16 protein-coding genes, 1 tRNA gene and 2 pseudogenes are annotated in these 19,857 nt (G+C 49.7%); 15 read left to right on the top strand and 4 right to left on the bottom strand.

Translation table 11 applies throughout. The features are described 5' to 3' along the window. Positions 1-811: 811 nt before the first annotated feature. On the bottom strand, positions 812-2,845 hold the full coding sequence (locus ACN0TT_RS01005) for a putative bifunctional diguanylate cyclase/phosphodiesterase (protein WP_417760285.1): 2,034 nt from the start codon (positions 2,843-2,845) through the stop codon (positions 812-814). 196 nt (positions 2,846-3,041) lie between these two features. Here ACN0TT_RS01005 and pnp point away from each other — a divergent pair, with 196 nt between their 5' ends. The 3 genes from pnp (at position 3,042) to prfC (ending at position 8,158) form a co-directional block, all read left to right on the top strand. Then, positions 3,042-5,144: a polyribonucleotide nucleotidyltransferase gene (gene pnp / locus ACN0TT_RS01000; RefSeq protein ID WP_417760284.1), complete on the top strand. Its 2,103-nt coding sequence runs from the start codon at positions 3,042-3,044 to the stop codon at positions 5,142-5,144. 149 nt (positions 5,145-5,293) lie between these two features. Beyond that, positions 5,294-6,208 carry a lipoprotein NlpI gene (gene nlpI / locus ACN0TT_RS00995; RefSeq protein WP_417760283.1) on the top strand — a complete coding sequence of 305 codons (915 nt, stop codon included), beginning with the start codon at positions 5,294-5,296 and terminating at the stop codon, positions 6,206-6,208. A 360-nt stretch (positions 6,209-6,568) separates the two neighbouring features. Next, positions 6,569-8,158, top strand: a complete 1,590-nt coding sequence (prfC, locus tag ACN0TT_RS00990; protein WP_417760282.1) for a peptide chain release factor 3 — start codon at positions 6,569-6,571, stop codon at positions 8,156-8,158. Between the two features lie 238 nt (positions 8,159-8,396). Here prfC and ACN0TT_RS00985 read toward each other — a convergent pair whose 3' ends face one another. Next, complete coding sequence (locus tag ACN0TT_RS00985; RefSeq protein ID WP_417760281.1) at positions 8,397-9,092, bottom strand: hypothetical protein; 696 nt, start codon at positions 9,090-9,092, stop codon at positions 8,397-8,399. Positions 9,093-9,392: 300 nt separating this feature from the next. On the opposite strand from ACN0TT_RS00985, the gene ACN0TT_RS00980 reads away from it, so the two are divergent. The 10 genes and pseudogenes from ACN0TT_RS00980 (at position 9,393) to ACN0TT_RS00935 (ending at position 17,278) form a co-directional block, all read left to right on the top strand. Then, positions 9,393-9,755 (top strand): hypothetical protein, encoded by a 363-nt coding sequence (locus ACN0TT_RS00980; protein ID WP_417760280.1) that lies wholly within the window; start codon positions 9,393-9,395, stop codon positions 9,753-9,755. A 78-nt stretch (positions 9,756-9,833) separates the two neighbouring features. Continuing rightward, complete coding sequence (locus ACN0TT_RS00975) at positions 9,834-10,007, top strand: hypothetical protein (RefSeq protein WP_417760279.1); 174 nt, start codon at positions 9,834-9,836, stop codon at positions 10,005-10,007. Between the two features lie 4 nt (positions 10,008-10,011). Beyond that, positions 10,012-10,827, top strand: a complete 816-nt coding sequence (locus ACN0TT_RS00970) for a TatD family hydrolase (protein WP_417760278.1) — start codon at positions 10,012-10,014, stop codon at positions 10,825-10,827. 167 nt (positions 10,828-10,994) lie between these two features. Next, positions 10,995-11,864, top strand: a pseudogene (locus tag ACN0TT_RS00965) (NupC/NupG family nucleoside CNT transporter); the annotation flags it as partial. A 222-nt stretch (positions 11,865-12,086) separates the two neighbouring features. After that, positions 12,087-12,494 (top strand): annotated as a pseudogene (locus ACN0TT_RS00960) (nucleoside transporter C-terminal domain-containing protein); the annotation flags it as partial. 257 nt (positions 12,495-12,751) lie between these two features. Next, entirely contained in the window at positions 12,752-13,525 is a 774-nt protein-coding gene (gene deoC, locus ACN0TT_RS00955) for a deoxyribose-phosphate aldolase (RefSeq protein ID WP_417760277.1), read from the top strand. A gap of 3 nt (positions 13,526-13,528) precedes the next feature. Next, the gene (gene deoA / locus ACN0TT_RS00950; RefSeq protein ID WP_417760276.1) at positions 13,529-14,851 is read left to right on the top strand and encodes a thymidine phosphorylase; all 1,323 of its coding nucleotides are present in this window, start codon (positions 13,529-13,531) and stop codon (positions 14,849-14,851) included. An 18-nt stretch (positions 14,852-14,869) separates the two neighbouring features. Then, on the top strand, positions 14,870-16,093 hold the full coding sequence (locus ACN0TT_RS00945) for a phosphopentomutase (RefSeq protein ID WP_417760275.1): 1,224 nt from the start codon (positions 14,870-14,872) through the stop codon (positions 16,091-16,093). 49 nt (positions 16,094-16,142) lie between these two features. Beyond that, positions 16,143-16,853, top strand: a complete 711-nt coding sequence (gene deoD, locus ACN0TT_RS00940) for a purine-nucleoside phosphorylase (protein ID WP_238894236.1) — start codon at positions 16,143-16,145, stop codon at positions 16,851-16,853. A gap of 348 nt (positions 16,854-17,201) precedes the next feature. After that, positions 17,202-17,278: transfer RNA gene (locus ACN0TT_RS00935), tRNA-Trp, on the top strand. 115 nt (positions 17,279-17,393) lie between these two features. Here the strand turns inward: ACN0TT_RS00935 and ACN0TT_RS00930 are convergent. Together ACN0TT_RS00930 and ACN0TT_RS00925 are read right to left on the bottom strand one after the other, a co-directional pair. Continuing rightward, entirely contained in the window at positions 17,394-18,152 is a 759-nt protein-coding gene (locus tag ACN0TT_RS00930) for a hypothetical protein (protein ID WP_417760274.1), read from the bottom strand. Positions 18,153-18,401: 249 nt separating this feature from the next. Continuing rightward, on the bottom strand, positions 18,402-18,875 hold the full coding sequence (locus tag ACN0TT_RS00925) for a Dps family protein (protein ID WP_417760273.1): 474 nt from the start codon (positions 18,873-18,875) through the stop codon (positions 18,402-18,404). Between the two features lie 175 nt (positions 18,876-19,050). On the opposite strand from ACN0TT_RS00925, the gene ACN0TT_RS00920 reads away from it, so the two are divergent. Continuing rightward, positions 19,051-19,386: a DNA polymerase III subunit psi gene (locus tag ACN0TT_RS00920; RefSeq protein ID WP_417760272.1), complete on the top strand. Its 336-nt coding sequence runs from the start codon at positions 19,051-19,053 to the stop codon at positions 19,384-19,386. Continuing rightward, positions 19,356-19,841, top strand: coding sequence for a ribosomal protein S18-alanine N-acetyltransferase (gene rimI / locus ACN0TT_RS00915; RefSeq protein ID WP_417760271.1), 486 nt, complete (start codon positions 19,356-19,358; stop codon positions 19,839-19,841). The genes ACN0TT_RS00920 and rimI overlap by 31 nt, the downstream gene beginning before the upstream one ends. Positions 19,842-19,857 lie beyond the last annotated feature (16 nt).

The raw sequence follows: 19,857 nt of genomic DNA, 5'->3' as shown, positions 1-19,857 counted from the left end.
CCGACTAAGGGGAAGACAAGCCGAATGGCAAGGGCGTCATTGGCTAACGATGGGGTCTGAAGGAAGCCATAGGAAGTTAGATGTACACAACTAACCGTAACCTGTTTCGGCAGCATTGGTGGGTAAGCGTGCGAAATAACGCAAAGCCCAATACTTAATCAGGCCAATGCTGTGCTTGAGGGTGGCGTTTCTTACAGGGAGCCAGTGCAGTAACTGGGGAAGCCTGACACCACATCCGGGCAAATGCCGGAAGTGTCCATCAAGAGGAGACTCAAGATGCACGTTGGTGCGAGGTGGCAGATGGATCCGTAGTAGTGAGTAAGGCACGGCCGTTGAAGCCCAGTAATGGTGTGGAGGAGAAAACCGAGCTGACCATCAGCACCGCGTTTGGTGGGACACTGACTAGCCAAAAGCTTATCAGTGTTGCGAAGGGAGGAAGCATACTTTAAGTCTGTGATGAGCAGATGTTTTTTTAGTGGTACACAAACCAATTCGCTATTGGGGTATTCCGAATTGGTACGCTGTGGAAACAGAGTACTGAAACGAGAAACCGTACATGGGAGTAACTTAGTCTCACTGTAGTAGATTGCCATTGAGCTAGAAGACTACAGAGCTGAGTGAAACAGACCGACACGAGAAGAAAACATCTTGCCCCCACGCAGCGCACAACCCGAGGAGACAGGGTATGTGTTCAGCAATTACGCTGAATGGAAGTGTGCATGAGCCGTATACGAGGTCCGTACGTACAGTTCTGTAAGAGGGAAGAGGCGGAAACGCCTCACCCTACTTGTTGTTACCTAACTAACACCTTTTAGCTTGATTTTTTTTGTGCTGTTGGCACCAAATAACGCTGTTCGAACTTCTCAAGCGACAGCGGTTTGCTGTAGTAAAAGCCTTGGCCAATCACACACCCATGCTGCTGTAACCACTTAACTTGCGCCTCGTTTTCAATCCCTTCTGCCACAATATTTAATTTCAGTTGCTGCCCTAACATCAGAATCGTCGACGCAATCGCACTGTCTTCTGGCAAATCTGAGATAAAGGCTCGGTCAATTTTTAGCGTAGTAATCGGCAGATGACGTAGGTAAGACAGCGATGAATAGCCCGTACCAAAATCATCCACGGCGATACCAAATCCCGCTGATTTTAACTGGCGTAGTTTATCAATCGCTGGTTCAATATCATTCATCAATGAAGTTTCAGTAATTTCAATCTCTAACAGTTTAGGATCGATTTGATAGCGCATTGCTAAGCGTTTGATATCTGGCACTAAGCTACTGCTACTAAATTGCTTACACGACACGTTGCAAGCAATGATGGTGGTCTTGCCATACAGCTTTTGCCATTTGCTGAGTATCTTGCAACTCTGCTCCAGCACCCAGCGACCAATCGGAATGATAATGCCAGTTTCTTCGGCGACAGGAATGAAGGTCATCGGGCTGATGAGCCGCCCATCACGCTGCCAGCGGATCAACGCTTCACAACCTAGCAGTTCACCGGTGCGGATATCGAGTTTAGGCTGTAGGTGTAACAGAAACTCATCATTGATAATAGCGTCGTGCAGTGAAGCTTCTGTACGTAACATGACGGCGGCTTTCTCTGTCATCTGCTGCTTGAAGAAGGCCCACTGATTAGATCCCGCCGCTTTAGCACTATACATTGCCATATCGGCGTGACGGATCAGATCTTCCGCCGTCGTGCCATCGTCAGGAAAAATCGAAATACCCACCGACGCGGCAGGATGCACTGCATGTTCTTCTAACTTAATCGGGCTTTGTAGTTGCCTTAATAATTGGCCGACAAACTCGGCCGCCTCGTTCGCTGAGCGAATATGCTCCTGCATAATGACGAACTCATCACCACCAAGGCGGGCGACGGTGCCTTTGTTGCCCACAAAGCGGCGTAGCAGCCCGGCTACCTTCACTAAAAACTGATCGCCCAGCGCGTGGCCGAGTGAGTCGTTGATGTTTTTAAAGCGGTCTAGGTCGATAAAGAACAAGGCCATTTGCTGTTGATTATGTTTAGCGCGTTGAATGGCTAGAGCGATAGTTTCTAGCAGCAATGTGCGGTTGGGCAGGCCGGTGAGATTGTCGCGAGTGGCCATCTTGCGCAGCTTGTTTTGGGTTTGGCTAAACTGCACCAAAATCTGGTTAAGTTTAGTAGTCACCAGCCCCAGTTCGTCATCTTTATGATTACTGAAGGTGGGCAGCAGGGCATTGTCAGGCTGCTCTGGGTCGATCTGATCAATCGCTTCGCCAATCTTAGCAATCGGCTGGGTGAGAAAACGGTGAAAGATGTAGGACAGCACTAGCGTGATAAATAGTGCGCGTGCCAAGGTCGCAAAGAAGCTTAACTTGAGTTGGTCAAACAGTGACTGGGCTAATTCACGGGTGTTATAACTAATGTAGAGATGGCCGATAAGTTCCGGCGCTCGACTATCAAAACCGCTAGGGCTCATCAATGGTCGGCTAACCTGCTCATACGGACCAAACAGTTGATTGCCAATCACAGCTAAAAAGTCACCTTTATTGCTCATGCTTTCGCCCGCTTGCACGAACAACACATTGTCATCTTGCAGTACTTCTGCACTGGCAACGTGGTCGACTTTCATAATGCCTTCGAGTGTTTGGCTGCCAAGTTCAACGTTGATGCCCCAAAGCGCGTTCTCAAGCGGTTGTTCAACGGAGTCCAGCAGTTCTTGTTGATCTTGTTTTAGCTCTGCTGTACCGGCTTTTACGACCAGAAACACTTCTAAGATAAAAATGGCTATGGCGAAGAATAGCGCTGTTAACACTACCAAGATTGTCTGTTTAAACGTCAGAGACTTAAAGCGCGTTTTCGTCATTGGCGGATTCCTACTCAGCTCGCCGCATCTAATTAATACTTAAGCCTAGCCTATAATGGGTTGTTTCATAGTGAAGCTACATTGATTTTTTAAAAAATTCTATCGCTGCAAAGTTGCCCAAGTGCTTTATTCGCGTAGAAGCAATGCTGTATACTTACGCCCGAAAATTAAGGTTATTAATTAAGGAATGGGTCACGTGAATCCAATAGTTAAGAGTTTTGAGTATGGTCAGCATACTGTCACCCTGGAAACAGGTGTTATCGCACGTCAAGCCGATGCAGCCGTTATGGCAAGCATGGGTGACACCACAGTTTTGGTCACTGTGGTCGGTAAAAAACAGGCAGATCCTGGCCGTGACTTCTTCCCTCTTACAGTGAATTATCAGGAAAAAACTTACGCAGCTGGTAAGATTCCGGGTGGTTTCTTTAAGCGAGAAGGACGTCCATCAGAAGATGAAACTTTGATCGCCCGCCTTATCGACCGTCCTATCCGTCCACTTTTCCCTGATGGTTTCACCAACGAAGTTCAGGTTATCGTGACTGTAGTATCGGTTGATCCACAGATCGAGCCAGACATTGTTGCAATGATTGGTACTTCTGCTGCGTTGGCAATTTCTGGTATTCCATTTAACGGTCCTCTGGGCGCTGCCCGAGTAGGTTACGTGAATGGCGAATACATTCTGAACCCAGGTTCTGAAGCATTAGTCGACAGCCAACTAGACTTAGTTGTTGCTGGTACTAAAGCGGCGGTACTGATGGTTGAATCTGAAGCTAAAGTACTGGCAGAAGAAGTGATGCTCGGTGCGGTAGTTTATGGTCATGACCAACAGCAAGTCGTTATCAATGCCATCAATGAGTTTGCTGCTGAAGCAGCTAAACCAGCATGGGATTGGACCGCACCAGTTAAAAACGAAACTCTGGCAGACAAAGTAAAAACTTTGGCTGAAGAAGGTTTGACTAACGCTTACCAAATCACTGCTAAACAAGAGCGTTACGCTAAAGTGGCTGACGTGAAAAAAGCAGCGATTGAGCAACTGCTGAGTGAAGATCCAGAACTGGATACTCAAGAAGCTGATAACTTGCTGGGTAGCTTGGAAAAACGCGTTGTACGTAGCCGTATCCTTAAAGGTATGCCACGTATTGATGGCCGTGAACCAGACATGATCCGTGCATTGAACGTGATGGCGGGCGTATTGCCACGTACTCACGGTAGTGCATTGTTCACCCGTGGTGAAACTCAAGCACTGGTGACTTGTACGCTGGGTACAGAACGTGATGCGCAAAAAATCGACTCTATCATGGGCGAGCGCACCAACCGCTTTATGCTGCACTACAACTTCCCTCCTTATTCAGTGGGTGAGACCGGCATGGTTGGTTCACCAAAACGTCGTGAAATCGGTCACGGCAAACTGGCATGGCGTGGCGTTAATGCAGTAATGCCTACTGCTGAAGAGTTCCCATACTCAGTACGTGTAGTATCAGAAATCACTGAATCTAACGGTTCAAGCTCTATGGCTTCAGTGTGTGGTACTTCTCTGGCGCTGATGGATGCTGGTGTACCAATCAAGACTTCTGTTGCGGGTATCGCAATGGGCTTGGTAAAAGAAGGCGACGACTTTGTAGTGCTGTCTGACATTCTGGGTGATGAAGATCACTTGGGCGATATGGACTTCAAAGTAGCTGGTACTCGTGATGGTGTGACTGCACTGCAGATGGACATCAAGATCGAAGGTATCACCAAAGAGATCATGGAAATTGCACTGCGCCAAGCTTATGGCGCCCGTGTACATATCCTGAACGTGATGGACCAAGCAATTAACACTGCGCGTTCTGATATCTCTGAGCATGCCCCACGTATCACTACAATCAAAATCAATCCAGAAAAAATCCGAGATGTTATCGGTAAAGGCGGCGCAACTATTCGTGCACTGACTGAAGAAACCGGTACCACCATTGAACTGGAAGACGACGGTACTGTGAAGATTGCGTCAAGCAATGGCGAAGCGACTAAAGAAGCTATCCGCCGCATTGAAGAGATCACTGCAGAAGTTGAAGTGGGCCGCATCTACAAAGGTAAAGTTATCCGTATCGTTGATTTCGGTGCGTTCGTTAACATCCTGCCAGGCAAAGATGGTCTGGTACACATCTCGCAAATCTCTGAAGAGCGTGTAGCTAACGTATCTGATCACTTGGAAATCAACCAAGAAGTTGATGTCAAAGTGATGGAAGTTGACCGTCAAGGTCGCGTACGTTTGTCTATCAAAGAAGCGAAACCTGCGGCAGCAGAACAAGCTGAATAAGTAGCGTTCTAGTTGATATGAAAAGGAGATCCGCGGATCTCCTTTTTTATTGCCGAGATAAAGTTTATCCCGTAGGGTGATGGACTATAGTTAGCCCAAGCGGTAGTTGATAAGATAGCTGCCCTAACGTGAAAAATAAGGAAGAGTTAATGCGCGGGAAAGTGCGTGCCGTCACTATGGCACTGATCGCTGGTTCAGGTTTGCTGTTGTCAGGCTGTGCGGCGACAACCGGACAGAATACTCAAGGTGAACTATTAGTCGCGCCAGCGCCCAATGATTACAAACTTGAAGTCACCTTAGCTAAACTGAGTGAAATTATTGACTCTGCCAAGCTCACTAGCGAACAACGGGCGCGTTTCTTATATGAGCGTGGCGTGATTTATGACCGTCTAGGTTTGCGTTTAATGGCACGTATTCAGTTCCATGAAGCGCTAAAACTCATGCCGAACCTGGCTGATGCTTATAACTTCATGGGCATCTATCTCACCCAAGAAGGTGACTACGAAGCGGCGTTTGAAGCGTTTGATTCCGTATTGGAACTGATGCCGGATTATGACTACGCCTATCTTAACCGTGGGATTGCGCAATATTACGCCGATCTGAAAACGTTAGCAGTTAAAGACCTGAACACATTCTTTGAGGCTGACAAGCAAGATGGTTACCGCGTGCTGTGGCTGTATCTCGCCCAATACGAAGTCAATGCTGAACAAGCTAAAGCACAACTGCTACTTAACCGAACGCTGTTGAGCAACGACGATTGGGCAACCACCATTGTCGATTACGTGGCAGGCAAATACAGTGATGCCGAGTTACTGGAGCTAGCCAAGAAAAATCTGAAACATCCACGGGTATATCTGGAACGTCTATGCGAAGCGTATTTCTATATGGCGAAGATTGCTGAGCACCAGCAACAGCCTGAAAAAGCGATTCAATACCTGCGCTTGGCATTGGCAACCAATATTTATGACTTTGTGGAGTACCGCTATTCTCGTGTTGAAATGGCACGATTAGTTCAGCCAGAGCCACAAGCCGCCGCGCAGCCAGCCCCACAAACGGAAGACTAATCAAAACGCGCACTCAGGTGCGCTTTTTTTTGAATGCAATATGATGCGGTTACGCGACTTACATGGTCGAGGGGCTGTGGATCTTTGTTGCACGGTTTCGCTGCTGGCAGAGCGGGATTTAGGCAAAGCAGCCTCAATGCGTTTGCTGCTCTGCAATATCCGCCAACATTTTGAATTCTGATGCCGTTTAGCCGCCGAGTGAGCGCTATTTGCCACGGATAGATGGCTTATTCTGACTGTGTTGATTGTTTCTGCGGCGCAGATCAGCGAAAATACCGCACTTTAAATTTTACGCGTTTGAAGCTCGGCCACTTTCGCAGTGTTTGACGAGCTTCCAGTCCAATAGAAGATAGTTAATTCATGTCGAACTCAGCCATCACCACAGAAATCGGTAAACGCCGAACTTTCGCGATTATCTCGCACCCCGATGCCGGTAAAACTACCATCACTGAGAAAGTGTTGCTGCACGGTCATATGATCCAACAAGCCGGTACGGTGAAAGGTCGCGGCTCAAGCCACCATGCTAAATCTGACTGGATGGAGATGGAAAAAGAGCGTGGTATTTCGGTAACCACCTCGGTGATGCAGTTTCCATATAACGATTGTTTGGTCAACCTACTCGATACCCCAGGGCACGAAGACTTCTCCGAAGATACTTACCGTACGCTGACCGCTGTGGATTCGTGCTTGATGGTGATCGACGCCGCTAAAGGTGTGGAAGACCGTACCCGCAAACTGATGGAAGTTACCCGTCTGCGTGATACACCGATTGTGACCTTCATGAACAAATTGGACCGTGATATTCGCGACCCAATGGAGCTGCTCGACGAAGTGGAAGGCGAGCTCAACATGATGTGTGCGCCGATTAGCTGGCCAATCGGTTGTGGTAAGTCATTCAAGGGCGTATACCATTTGCACCGTGATGAGACCATTTTGTATCAAACGGGTCACGGTCACACCATTCAAGACGTCCGCATCATTAAAGGATTGGACAACCCAGAGTTAGATACTGCGGTTGGTAGCGATCTGGCCGCGCAACTGCGTGATGAACTGGAGCTGGTGCAAGGCGCGTCAAACGAGTTTGATTTGGAACTGTTCCTCAGTGGTGAATTAACCCCCGTATTCTTTGGTACGGCACTGGGTAACTTTGGTGTTGACCACATGCTTGATGGTTTGACGGCATGGGCGCCAGCACCGCAACCGCGTGAAACTGACGTGCGCACTATTGAAGCTTCAGAAGAGAAATTCACAGGCTTCGTGTTTAAGATCCAAGCCAACATGGACCCTAAACACCGTGACCGTATCGCCTTTATGCGTGTGGTATCGGGTAAATACACGCAAGGCATGAAGATGAAGCATGTACGTACTGGCAAAACCGTCAGTATCTCCGATGCGGTAACCTTTATGGCGGGCGATCGTGAACGCGCTGAAGAGGCGTATGCTGGTGATATTATCGGTCTGCATAACCACGGCACCATTCAGATTGGTGATACCTTCACCCAAAACGAAGAGCTGAAATTCACCGGTATTCCAAACTTTGCGCCAGAGATGTTCCGTCGCATCCGCTTGAAAGACCCGTTGAAGCAAAAGCAACTGCTCAAAGGTCTAGTGCAGCTGTCTGAAGAGGGCGCTGTGCAGGTGTTCCGTCCATTGGATAGCAACGACTTGATCGTAGGCGCGGTGGGTGTGCTGCAGTTTGAAGTGGTTGTGGCGCGTCTAAAATCGGAATACAACGTTGAAGCGATTTACGAAGCTATCAACGTGGCAACCGCGCGTTGGGTATATTGTAACGATGCGAAGAAGATGGATGAGTTCCAACGTAAGTGCTCACCAAACTTGGCATTGGATGGTGGTGATAACCTGACCTATATCGCCCCCACCATGGTGAACTTGAGCTTGTCGGTGGAACGTTATCCCGACGTTGAGTTCGCCAAAACACGCGAACATTAATACTAAAAAGACAGCGGCGATTAAGCCGCTTTCTTTTTGCCTGCTTGGCGAGTGCACCATTGGATTGAGTGCCACCCAATGCCAGAATTACCATCGCTGACCACGCAGTACCGCCGTTAGTCGTTGTGGTTGACCTTTAGTGCTTTATTTTTATTCCGATCAAAAGCGCTATGAACAAGGCGTGGCTAGTGACGCTTATGTAACTAAGTCAACTTGAGGCAACAAGGTTTAGCGGCCGCTAGTAATACACGGTGCGGTCGATGCCTTGCTCAAGCTTTACTGCGGTTCCCGCCGGATAAAAACTATCCATTTTGGGTAAGGTCGCTAGCGGTAATGATAGCGTTTTTTTCAGTGCTTTCTGCGGCATGCCCATATCGGGGCCACAATCCCCTTGGTTGTATTCGCTGCCTTGCTCGTAAATGGCTTTGCCACTCAACAGGTTGTAGTCAAAGCTCATAAACGTATCGCATGGAGCACCTTGGTAAATAGTCGCGCCAATTAGATACCAGTCGTTGTCTTGGTAGCGATATCTATGGGTGTAATTCCACTTGTCGCGACTGCCGCCAAAATGGCTGATAACAATTGCCCCACGCACAATGCTGAGGCTTTCGAACGGATCGCCCATCATGCCGCCAGCATCGCTCTCCATAACTTGGCCGTGGCTGGTATGCCATAGGTGCCAAATTTCATCGTTATCCATTTTATAGATCAGCAGATCGCGGCCAGTGCCCATGCCGCCGTTAACACCTGAGTCCAGCACCACCACCTTTTCTGGCAAGTTGTCTTCATCTAAATCGCCGTAGGCTTCCGCTAAAATGCGTGCTGGTTGCGCATAATTTTGCGGGTCACTGTAAGTATCAGAGGCTGTTTTCTCTGCGGCGTTGACCAGCAATGGCACGCTGAGTAATAGGGTGGCGAGGGGCAAACCTTGCATCATCATGTTTCCTTTTATCTTGCTCATCCATGGCGCGTATCTGCGCGAAAGCTGCTGCAATACGGCTAACATCGGTTGCGGCGATTATAACAATTGCGTGCCAACATACCATAACGTGTTGTTTTTACTGCGTAGCATTGCTACTTTTCAGCAATCTTTGCCTGAAGCCTAGCGTATTAATCCAGCAGTCGGTGGGTGAATGGCAGCGATTAAGGCATGGTTCATTGAAGCGGTAGATGAAAAAAGCTTAATATTCGTGGCGCATTCAGGTAAGCACTCACTTAACAGGTAACGGGTTGTATGAAACTATTTAAATTGTCATCGATATTGGCGTTGCTATGGCTATTAACGGCGTGTGGTGGCCACGATTACGAAGGTACTTACCAAGTAGAGCTTGGTGGTAACAATGATAATCCGTTGGGCGCTCTGCTTAAAATGGCTGGCGATATGGTCGAAAAGCCCACGTTGGTAATTGGTGATGACTATATTGAGAGCGATGGTAAGCGTAGTCAGTTTGACGACATCTTTGTGCGTGACAGCCACGGCAAAAAATTCCTCGTGTTCAAAAACGAGGGGGACGAAGAGGCTTGGCAAATCATTGATGACAACACCTTGTTGATGAAAAACGGCATGGTCAGCTACAAGCTGGTACGCATAGAATAATGCTACCCGTTTGCTAAACGGCTGGAAGCTTGTTACAAAAGCGGAGTGATGACTCCGCTTTTTCTATTGGGCAAGGCTATGAACATATTTGAACTGATCAAAAGAGGTTGGCACGGTTATACTGCTTGGTGTGACCGCATGGGGCTAACCGAAGACTGTCGCCGCTGTTGTATGCCGCGTCTAAGCGACCCACCACTTGAGCGTAACTCCAACGCCAAGCCGGACAATACGACCAACAATTTTGCCGAATAACCCCATGTCGACGACTCATAGGTTGCTCGACAGCCACGCCCACCTCGATTTTGCCGATTTTGACCATGACCGTGATGCCTTACTAACGCAGATGCAGCAGCACTGCATTGGCGGCTGCGTTCTGCCTGGGGTTAGCCCTGAGCAATGGCCAAAAATGCGCGCGATTGCTGAGCAGTATCAACTGCCGTACGCCTTAGGTATCCATCCGTGGTATCTGCCGAATGAACTTGAACCTGCTATCTCGGCGCTGACTCAGGCGCTTGATGATGCCGTGTCATCAAGCGCGGCAAAGCTGGTGGCGCTAGGCGAGTGTGGCCTTGATAAGTTGCGCGCTAAGCGTATGGCAGAGCAGGGCGATGCGGACAATTGGATGCGGCAACTGGCGCTGTTTGAGCGGCAGTTACAGTTGGCCGAACACTACCAACTGCCACTGATTATCCATGCGGTGCAGTGCCATGGTGCCATGCTGGAACTGCTGGCAAAATATCGGTTGCCGCGCGCTGGGGTGATCCACGGATTTAGCGGCAGTGTAGAAATTGCACAGCAATACTGGCACAGTGGTTGGCGGTTAGGGATTGGTGGTTTGCTACTCAACCCACAAGCGAAGAAGTTACGCGCGGTGGTTGAGCAGTTGCCATTAGCTGCGTTGTTGGTAGAAACCGACGCGCCCGACATGACGCCCGTAACTAGCGATAGCCCGCGTAACACACCGTTGACAATCTTAGCGGTGATCGCGGAAATTGCGCGTTTACGAAAATTATCAGTTGTTCAGGTAACAGAACAGCTTAGTAATAATGCCATTCAATTGTTTGACTACTAAATAATTTTCGGTAAACGCCATAAATAGGTTGGCTAAGTCGTTGTTGCGCAAAGGCAGACAACTGTAAAAAGTCATGTTAACGAGGCGATTTCACCCCCACTGTCCGTTATAATGCGCGCGGTTCGAGGCGGGAACGCCATAAAAATAAATAATAAAGGTGCTGATTAATGAGCGTCGTCATGAGTTTGGTAGGCATTGTGGTCCTACTGGCGATAGCATATCTGCTATCCGCAAATAAGAAAGCGATCAACTTCCGTACCGTAGGCGGCGCATTTGCCATTCAGGCCATTTTTGGCGGCTTTGTCCTCTACGTTCCTATTGGTAAAGATATCCTCAAAGGGGTATCTGATGGTGTTTACAGCGTAATCCAAAAAGCCAACGTGGGCATTGAGTTCCTGTTTGGTGGTTTAGCACAGTTTAAGCTGGGCTTTATCTTTGTGATCCATGTACTGCCCGTCATTATCTTCTTCTCTTCACTGATCGCCGTATTGTATTACCTCGGCATCATGCAGTGGGTTATCCGCATTATTGGGGGCGGCTTGCAAAAGGCGCTTGGCACCAGCCGTACCGAATCAATGTCGGCCACCGCGAATATCTTTGTGGGGCAAACTGAAGCCCCGATGGTGGTACGTCCGTTTATTCCTAAGATGAGTGAGTCTGAACTGTTTGCCATTATGGTCGGCGGTATGGCGTCGATTGCAGGTTCAGTGATGGCCGGTTACGCACAGATGGGCGTACCGATGGAATATCTGGTGGCCGCATCATTTATGGCCGCACCGGGCGGTTTGCTGATGGCCAAGATCTTCCATCCAGAAACCGAAACCCCGCACGACGACGTCGCAGAGATTGGTGATGATCCTGATAAGCCATCTAACGTATTAGATGCCGCCGCTTCAGGCGCGTCTTCTGGTATGCATCTAGCGTTGAACGTCGGTGCGATGTTGCTAGCATTTATTGCCCTGATTGCGTTGATTAACTCCATCATTGGCGGCATCGGTTCAATGTTTGGCTATGGTGATAGCGGTCTGCAGCAAGCGTTTGTGGCACTGCAAAGTGTGGTCGCCAGTGCGCCAGATATGAAAGTCGCCTTTGATGGCACGCTGGCTGAAATAGCGAAGCAAGCGGGCGTAACTGTGGCGAATTTGTCGATCACTGATATTGACCGTGACTTAGTTATTAGCCAATTCACTGAGCTGGCCAAACAGGCACCATTGCATGATGCCGCCACTGCCGTTGCTGCGGCAGCAAGCGATAAAATTTCGCTGGAACTAATCCTTGGCTACATCTTTATGCCGCTGGCATGGCTCATCGGTGTACCGTGGAACGAGTCGATGCTGGCAGGTTCATTTATTGGCCAGAAGATCATCGTCAACGAATTTGTGGCGTACTCTAACTTTGCCCCATACCTCAAAGATGTGGTTGATGGCGGTAAGCTGGTGGCTGAAACTGGTCTAGTGATGACCGACAAAACCAAAGCGATTGTGTCATTCGCCCTATGTGGTTTTGCCAACTTGTCCTCTATTGCCATTATGCTCGGTGGTCTTGGTGCTATGGCGCCTAGCCGTCGTCACGACATCGCCCGTTTGGGCATGCGTGCTGTGATTGCAGGCTCATTGGCTAACCTGATGAGCGCGACGATTGCAGGTCTGTTTGTAGCGTTGTCATAACGGCGTTACGCAGCAGCGCTAGCATGTAACAACAAAACCCGGCTTCCTCGCCGGGTTTTGTTTTTATGGAAACCCTAGCTTCCGTTAATTGTTCACGATATTTGAACGGCGGTTCTGGATTTGAGGTAAATGCGGGTATATTATTAGCGCCGCATATTGAGAGTGTTTAGTCCCATAAAAACCGGTTTATTGGACTGGATATTACCTATATAGCAAGGTGCAGCCGTTGAGCTGATACCGAATGCGGAGAACATTGCATGACAGATCTTAAATTAGCAGCACGTCAGGCTATTAGCTTGATGGATTTGACCACGCTGAACGATGACGACACTGACCAACGCGTCATCGACCTGTGCCACAAAGCCAAAACCGCCGCAGGTAACACTGCTGCCGTATGTGTTTACCCACGCTTTGTGCCTATTGCGCGTAAAACCTTAGCTGCTATCGGCGCAGACAGCGTGCGTATCGCGACAGTGACCAACTTCCCGCACGGTAATGACGATATTGATATCGCCGTACTAGAAACCCGTGCCGCAGTGGCTTACGGTGCCGATGAAGTGGATGTCGTGTTCCCTTACAAAGCGTTTATGGCTGGCGATGAAACCGTAGGTTTTGAACTGGTTAAAGCGTGTAAAGCAGCCTGTGGCGATAGAGCATTGCTCAAAGTGATCATCGAATCGGGTGAGTTGAAAGATGCTGCATTGATCCGCAAGGCATCGGAAATCGCTATCGACGCCGGTGCTGATTTTATTAAAACCTCTACCGGTAAAGTGCCAGTGAACGCCACCATTGAAGCGGCTGAAATCATGCTGACGGTCATCAGTGAGAAAAACCGCAATGTGGGTTTTAAACCTGCGGGTGGCGTACGTGATGCAGCCCAAGCGGCCGAATTCTTAGGTGCAGCAGCCCGTATCCTCGGTGAAGACTGGATCAGTGCGCGTCATTTCCGTTTTGGTGCTTCTAGCTTGCTCAACAACTTGTTGCACACTTTGGAACTGGCCGATGCGCCAGCCGCCAGCAAAGGCTATTAAGCCGTGTTGCTAGCGCAAGAGATTATTCGCCAAAAACGTAATGGTGCGGCACTGAGCGAGCAAGAGATTGCTTTCTTTGTGCAGGGCATTACCGACGGCAGCATCAGCGATGGACAGATCGCTGCCTTTGCCATGGCGACCTATTTCCAAGGCATGAATATGGATGAACGTGTGGCGCTGACGCGCGCCATGCGCGATTCAGGCGATGTGCTCAGTTGGCAAGATTGCGCCTTTGATGGCCCAGTGTTAGATAAACACAGCACCGGTGGCGTTGGCGATGTGACCAGTTTGATGTTAGGGCCGCTTATCGCGGCCTGCGGTGGTTATGTGCCAATGATCTCCGGCCGTGGTCTCGGCCACACTGGCGGTACGCTCGATAAACTCGATGCCATTCCCGGTTATCAAACCAGTGTCAGCAGTAAGCTGTTCCGCCACACCGTGCGTGAAGCGGGTGTAGCAATTGTTGGGCAGACCGCAGCATTAGTACCTGCCGATAAACGCTTTTACGCCATTCGTGACAACACCGCCACGGTTGAGTCGATGGGGCTGATCACCGCCTCTATTTTGTCGAAGAAGCTCGCCTGTAGCCTCGACGCGTTGGTGATGGATGTCAAAGTCGGCTCAGGGGCATTTATGCCAACCTACCAAGACGCTAAAGCCTTAGCCGAATCGATCGTGACCGTAGCCAATGGTGCAGGCACGCGCACCTCGGCATTACTGACCGACATGAACCAACTGCTGGCATCGTCAGCGGGTAACGCCGTTGAAGTATTGGAAGCGGTACGGTTTCTGAAAGGCGAGAACACCAATTCGCGTTTATATGAGGTCACTATGGCCTTGAGCGCCGAACTGTTACTGCAAGGCAAGCTGGCGAACTCACAAACCGAGGCAATGACGCAGTTAACACGCGCCTTGCAATCGGGGGCTGCGGCAGAGCGGTTTGGTCGCATGGTGCGGTTACTTGGTGGCCCTGCCGACTTTGTTGAGCGTGCCGAACACTATCTGCCAACCGCTAATGTCATTAAGCCGGTATATGCGGATAAGTCAGGCATTGTCAGCAGCATGGATACCCGCGCGCTTGGCATGGCAGTGGTCACGTTAGGCGGCGGTCGTCGACAGAGCGGCGATACATTGGATTATGCCGTGGGCCTGAGCCAAGTATGCGCCTTGGGCGATGCCATCGATGCTGCGCAGCCTTTGGCGCTGATCCACGCCAACTCAGAAAATGATTTTTTACAGGCAGCCGCCGCCGTGAAAGCCGCGGTGCAAGTGAATGATAGCGCGCCTGCCACTCAGCAAGTTTACCAAGTGATTCGGGCTGATTAATCGAGGGATGAACCGTTAGTGAAGCGTTGTATTATTTTGATGCTCGATTCGTTCGGCATTGGCGCCAGCGCCGATGCTGCTAAATTTGGTGATGCGGGAGCTGATACCTTCGGTCACATTGCTGAGCAATGTGCGCAGGGGCTGGCGGATAACGCCGAGCGTAGTGGCGCACTGCAACTGCCGAATCTTGCCAAGCTTGGTTTAGCGCACGCGGCCAAAGAAAGCACTGGTCAATTTCCCGCAGGATTTAGTGACCAGGTTGAAATTGTCGGCGCTTATGGTCATGCGGCCGAGCTGAGTTCTGGCAAAGATACCCCAAGCGGTCACTGGGAAATGGCGGGCGTGCCCGTGTTGTATGACTGGGGCTACTTTGCCGATAAAACCCACTCGTTCCCAGCTGAGCTGACCGATGAGATTTTGCGCCGCGCCAATTTGCCGGGCTTTTTAGGCAATTGTCACGCCTCCGGCACGGTGATTTTGGATGAGTTAGGTGAGCAGCATATGCAAACTGGCTTGCCTATCTTCTACACTTCTGCTGACTCGGTATTTCAGATCGCCTGTCACGAACAGACATTTGGCCTAGAAAAACTGTATGAATTATGTGAAATCGCCCGTGAAGTGCTGGAACCGTACAACATTGGCCGCGTGATTGCGCGTCCATTTGTTGGCAGTGGCAAAGGCCAGTTTGAGCGCACCGGTAACCGCCATGATTACGCGGTGGAGCCGCCAGCAAAAACCGTGCTGGATAAACTCAAAGCCGCAGGTGGTCAGGTGGTGAGTGTGGGCAAGATTGCCGATATTTACGCCGATTGTGGCATCACCGCTAAGGTCAAAGCCACAGGCTTACCTGCGTTGTTTGATGCGACATTAGCGCAACTGAACCAAGCGACAGACAACAGCATAGTGTTTACCAACTTTGTCGATTTTGATTCGCAATTTGGTCACCGCCGCGACGTAGCAGGTTATGCTGCGGCGTTAGAGTATTTCGATGCGCGCTTGCCTGAGCTATTGGCTAAGCTACAACCAAATGATTTAGTCATTTTAACTGCCGACCATGGTTGTGACCCAACATGGCGCGGCACCGACCATACCCGCGAACATGTGCCTGTGCTCGCTTATGGGGCGGGTTTACCGGCGGGTTCGCTGGGTTTACGCAATACCTTTGCTGATATCGGTCAAACGATAGCAGCCTACTTTGAGCTGGAGCCGATGCAATACGGTTCCTCATTTTTACCGCGCTAGCACCCGTTAGTTAGGTAACGACGAATTTAACGTTAAGGGGTTAATTTTAATGGCTACACCACACATCAACGCCGCTGATGGCGCATTCGCCGAAACTGTTCTGTTTCCTGGTGATCCGCTGCGTGCTAAATACATTGCAGAGACGTTTTTGGAAGACGTGGTACAAGTGACCGACGTACGCAACATGCTGGGTTTCACTGGCACGTACAAAGGCAAAAAAGTGTCGGTAATGGGTTCAGGCATGGGCATTCCATCTTGCTCAATCTACGCTACTGAATTGATCAAAGATTACGGCGTGAAAAACCTGATCCGTGTTGGTTCATGCGGCGCTATCAGCCAAGACGTCAAAGTGCGCGATGTGATCATCGGCATGGGCGCTTGTACTGATTCACAAGTTAACCGCACTCGCTTTAAAGGCCACGACTTTGCCGCAGTAGCAGATTACACCCTGTTGAGCACCGTCGTTGATGCGGCTAAAGCGCACAACATCCCAGTACGCGTCGGTAACGTTTACTCTGCCGATCTGTTCTACACACCAGACGGCGAAATGTTCGACGTGATGGAAAAAATGGGTGTACTCGGCGTAGAAATGGAAGCCGCTGGCTTGTACGGCGTTGCCCATGAATTCGGCGCCCGCGCCTTGTGTGTGGTGACCGTATCTGATCACATCCGCACTGGTGAACAAACCACTTCTGAAGAGCGTCAAACCACCTTTAACGACATGATCGTGATGACCTTGGAAGCGACCCTGAAGCTGTAATCGTTATGGCAGTGACGGATTAAAAAAGAGGCTTTCGAGCCTCTTTTTTGTTAGTTGTCTCTTTAACAGACCTGCGATAGTGATTTTCTACCACGTATCGAAAATAGCCAATTGCGCTGACTTCGAGAAAATCCTCCCTAATTACAGTCTTAAAAGCATCATTATTTGGCGGGCACAAATACCGAGTAGAATTACTACCTCCCTCAATATGCCCACTAAAAAGCACATAATATGCAGTAAAAACCGCCAGTTAACGGTTGTTTGACTGAAAAAGCTGCATTTGGTGAGTTTATCCTGAAAAAGTCCTTTACCTTTAACGGGGGTTTTTGCATAATGCGTCCCGTTCGAAGGGGTGTAGTTCCAATTGGTAGAACAGCGGTCTCCAAAACCGACGGTTGCGAGTTCGAGTCTTGCCACCCCTGCCATATTCTAACGGCTCGCATAGCAATATGCGGGCCGTTTCCTTTTTCAGGCATCAGTAACATGAGCGCCCAAGCACTCGCCAAACTATCTATGGCGAGTGCTCAGTATGACAGCCTATTACGGTTTGACTGCCTTGACGAAGTAACGATCGGTGTGACCCATAATCTGCTCATCAAATACTGAGAGTTGATGGTTGTCTTGCGGGTTGTGGTAGATGTCAGAGGTGGTTTGCTCAATAAAGCCTGCTTGCTCTAACAACTCGGTGATGACGTGCGGTTCAATGCGATGCAGTTTGTCGTTGTTGTTACCGGCACTGCCAACGTGGTCAACAACGGCAAAGGTGGCACCGGGCTTAAGTGCTTGATAGACGTTTTTAAGGATCTTCAGCGTTTCTGCTTCGCCCAAGCTGTTGTAATAATCGTGAATATTATTGCCCCAGAACACCATATCCAGCTGATTATGCAGCGGAATGGCATCCATCTCCCAAATGACGGCTTGCACATTCGTCAGCTTGGCACCGTCGATGCGGTCATGTAGCTGTTTAAGATACTTGCCATCGGCCATGGTTTCCATGTGGTGATTGTTTTGGGCGTACACCATGCCTTTACTCCCCACGGCGGCGGATAAAATCTCCGTGCTGTATCCCGAACCTGCGCCCATATCCATGATGGTCATGCCCGGCGTGATACCCAAAAATTCCACCATTTTCAGCGGTAACCGGCTTTTATCTTGCTCTAGCTCGGTTTGATGGAACGGTGTTTTTAATTGGGCTTGCACGTTGGCGATGGCTTGGCTGTTATCGGCGGCAATAACGGCGAGGGAAGGCGTTAATAGTAAGGCTGCGAGTAGCGGTAAAGTGCGATGAAGATGCGTCATAGTCATATTCCATTATTAACAGCTAATTTGTGAGCTTTCATACTAGCAGAGATCTCGCCAGCGGTTAGTTGAATAAAATGGGTGGAATCTATCGGCGTAACTGAACGAAGTGTGGGCGCATGCTCGGATAGAGTGTTGCAGCATGACGTATGCATTGGCGTTTTGGACTGCTCAAAAAAAGGGCCACATTGCGTGGCCCAAAACATAACTCAGATAATGATAGATAGATGAATATGCAGAGAAAACTGATTAGCGCTGTAGCAGCGAACGCAGCATCCAAGCGGTTTTCTCATGCAGCTGGATACGCTGGGTTAGCAAATCGGCGGTCGCTTCGTCATTGGCTTGGTTAACCAACGGATAGAGGCTACGGGCGTTGCGAATAATCACTTCTTGGCCTTCCAGCAATTCTTGAATCATCTGGTTAGCATCAGTCACACCGTTATCTTCTTTAATGCCGGTTACTGCGGCAAAGGCACTGTAGGAGCCTGGCACACGTTCGCCCAAGGCACGCACACGCTCCGCGAGTACATCGACTGCGGTTGCCAGTTCGAGGTATTGATCCTCAAACATCTGGTGCAAGCTGTTAAACATTGGCCCGGTCACGTTCCAATGGAAGCTGTGGGTCTTCAGGTACAGGCCGTAGGTGTCGGCCAACACTTTATATAGACCCTTGGCAATCTCTTGACGATTCGCTTGATCGATTCCGATATTAATCTGACTCATATTGACCTCCTGTTAAGTTGATGTGATTAGTCTAACGCTCACGCTGAGAGTTTAAAGTGGATAGAATCGATGTTACTAATCGGATTTTTAGTGGAACTTGCTTGAATAACGGCTAAGCCCCATTGTGCTGGGGATTCTGGTAAACTGTCGCCAATTGGATGTTAACGGGTGTTAAATGAACAGTTATCTTCACGCCATGGGCATTACCCAATGGCAGCCAAAATCTGAGCAAATAAGCGATGGCTTATGGTTGTTGGCCGACAGCGGCAATGATGTCAGCCTTGAGCATCCGCTGGTGCAAGAAGTATTAAAGCTGCTGCAAGTGGACAGCCGCGACTGCCAGATTGCCAGCAGTGAGACCGCCGACAAGATCGCCCCAAGCCAAGTGTTATGGGACATGCGCGCCCAGCCACAAACCGGCCGCCTGCGCAGCCAACCGTTGCCGATGCTGTGCCAAAGCGCCCCCGCCAAACGTGAGCTATGGCAACAGATCTGGCAGCAACAGCAATGATCAAACCGCTGACGATTGATAACCTCGGCAGCATGCTGCCGATTGAACAAGCCGCCCATGCTTATCCGTGGAGTGAAGCCGTACTTGCCAGTTGTTTTGGCGAACGCTATCGCGTATTCGGGCTGTTTATTGAAGAGGAAACTGGGCAGCCGCAGTTGGTCGGTTACGCCATCTACCAATATCTGTTTGAAGAGGCGACGCTGATGAATATTTGCATCAATCCCAACGCACAGGGCAGGGGCTTAGGTAACACACTCCTCAGCCAAAGTATGCAAATGCTGGTGGATGATGCCGCCATTGAAGTGGTGTTCTTAGAAGTGCGCCAAAGCAACCAAGCCGCCATCGCGCTGTATCACAAACTCGGCTTCACCATCGACGGTGAACGCAAAAACTACTACGAAACCGCCACTGGCCGCGAAACGGCCGTGCTGATGTCAAAGCGGTTTAGCGCATAATTGAGTTGCGGATGAT

The organism is Shewanella sp. (assembly GCF_048265805.1).
Taxonomy (GTDB): Bacteria; Pseudomonadota; Gammaproteobacteria; order Enterobacterales; family Shewanellaceae; genus Shewanella.
Note: the sequence above shows the minus strand (reverse complement) of the source record. Positions and strands in the feature narration are given on the sequence as shown.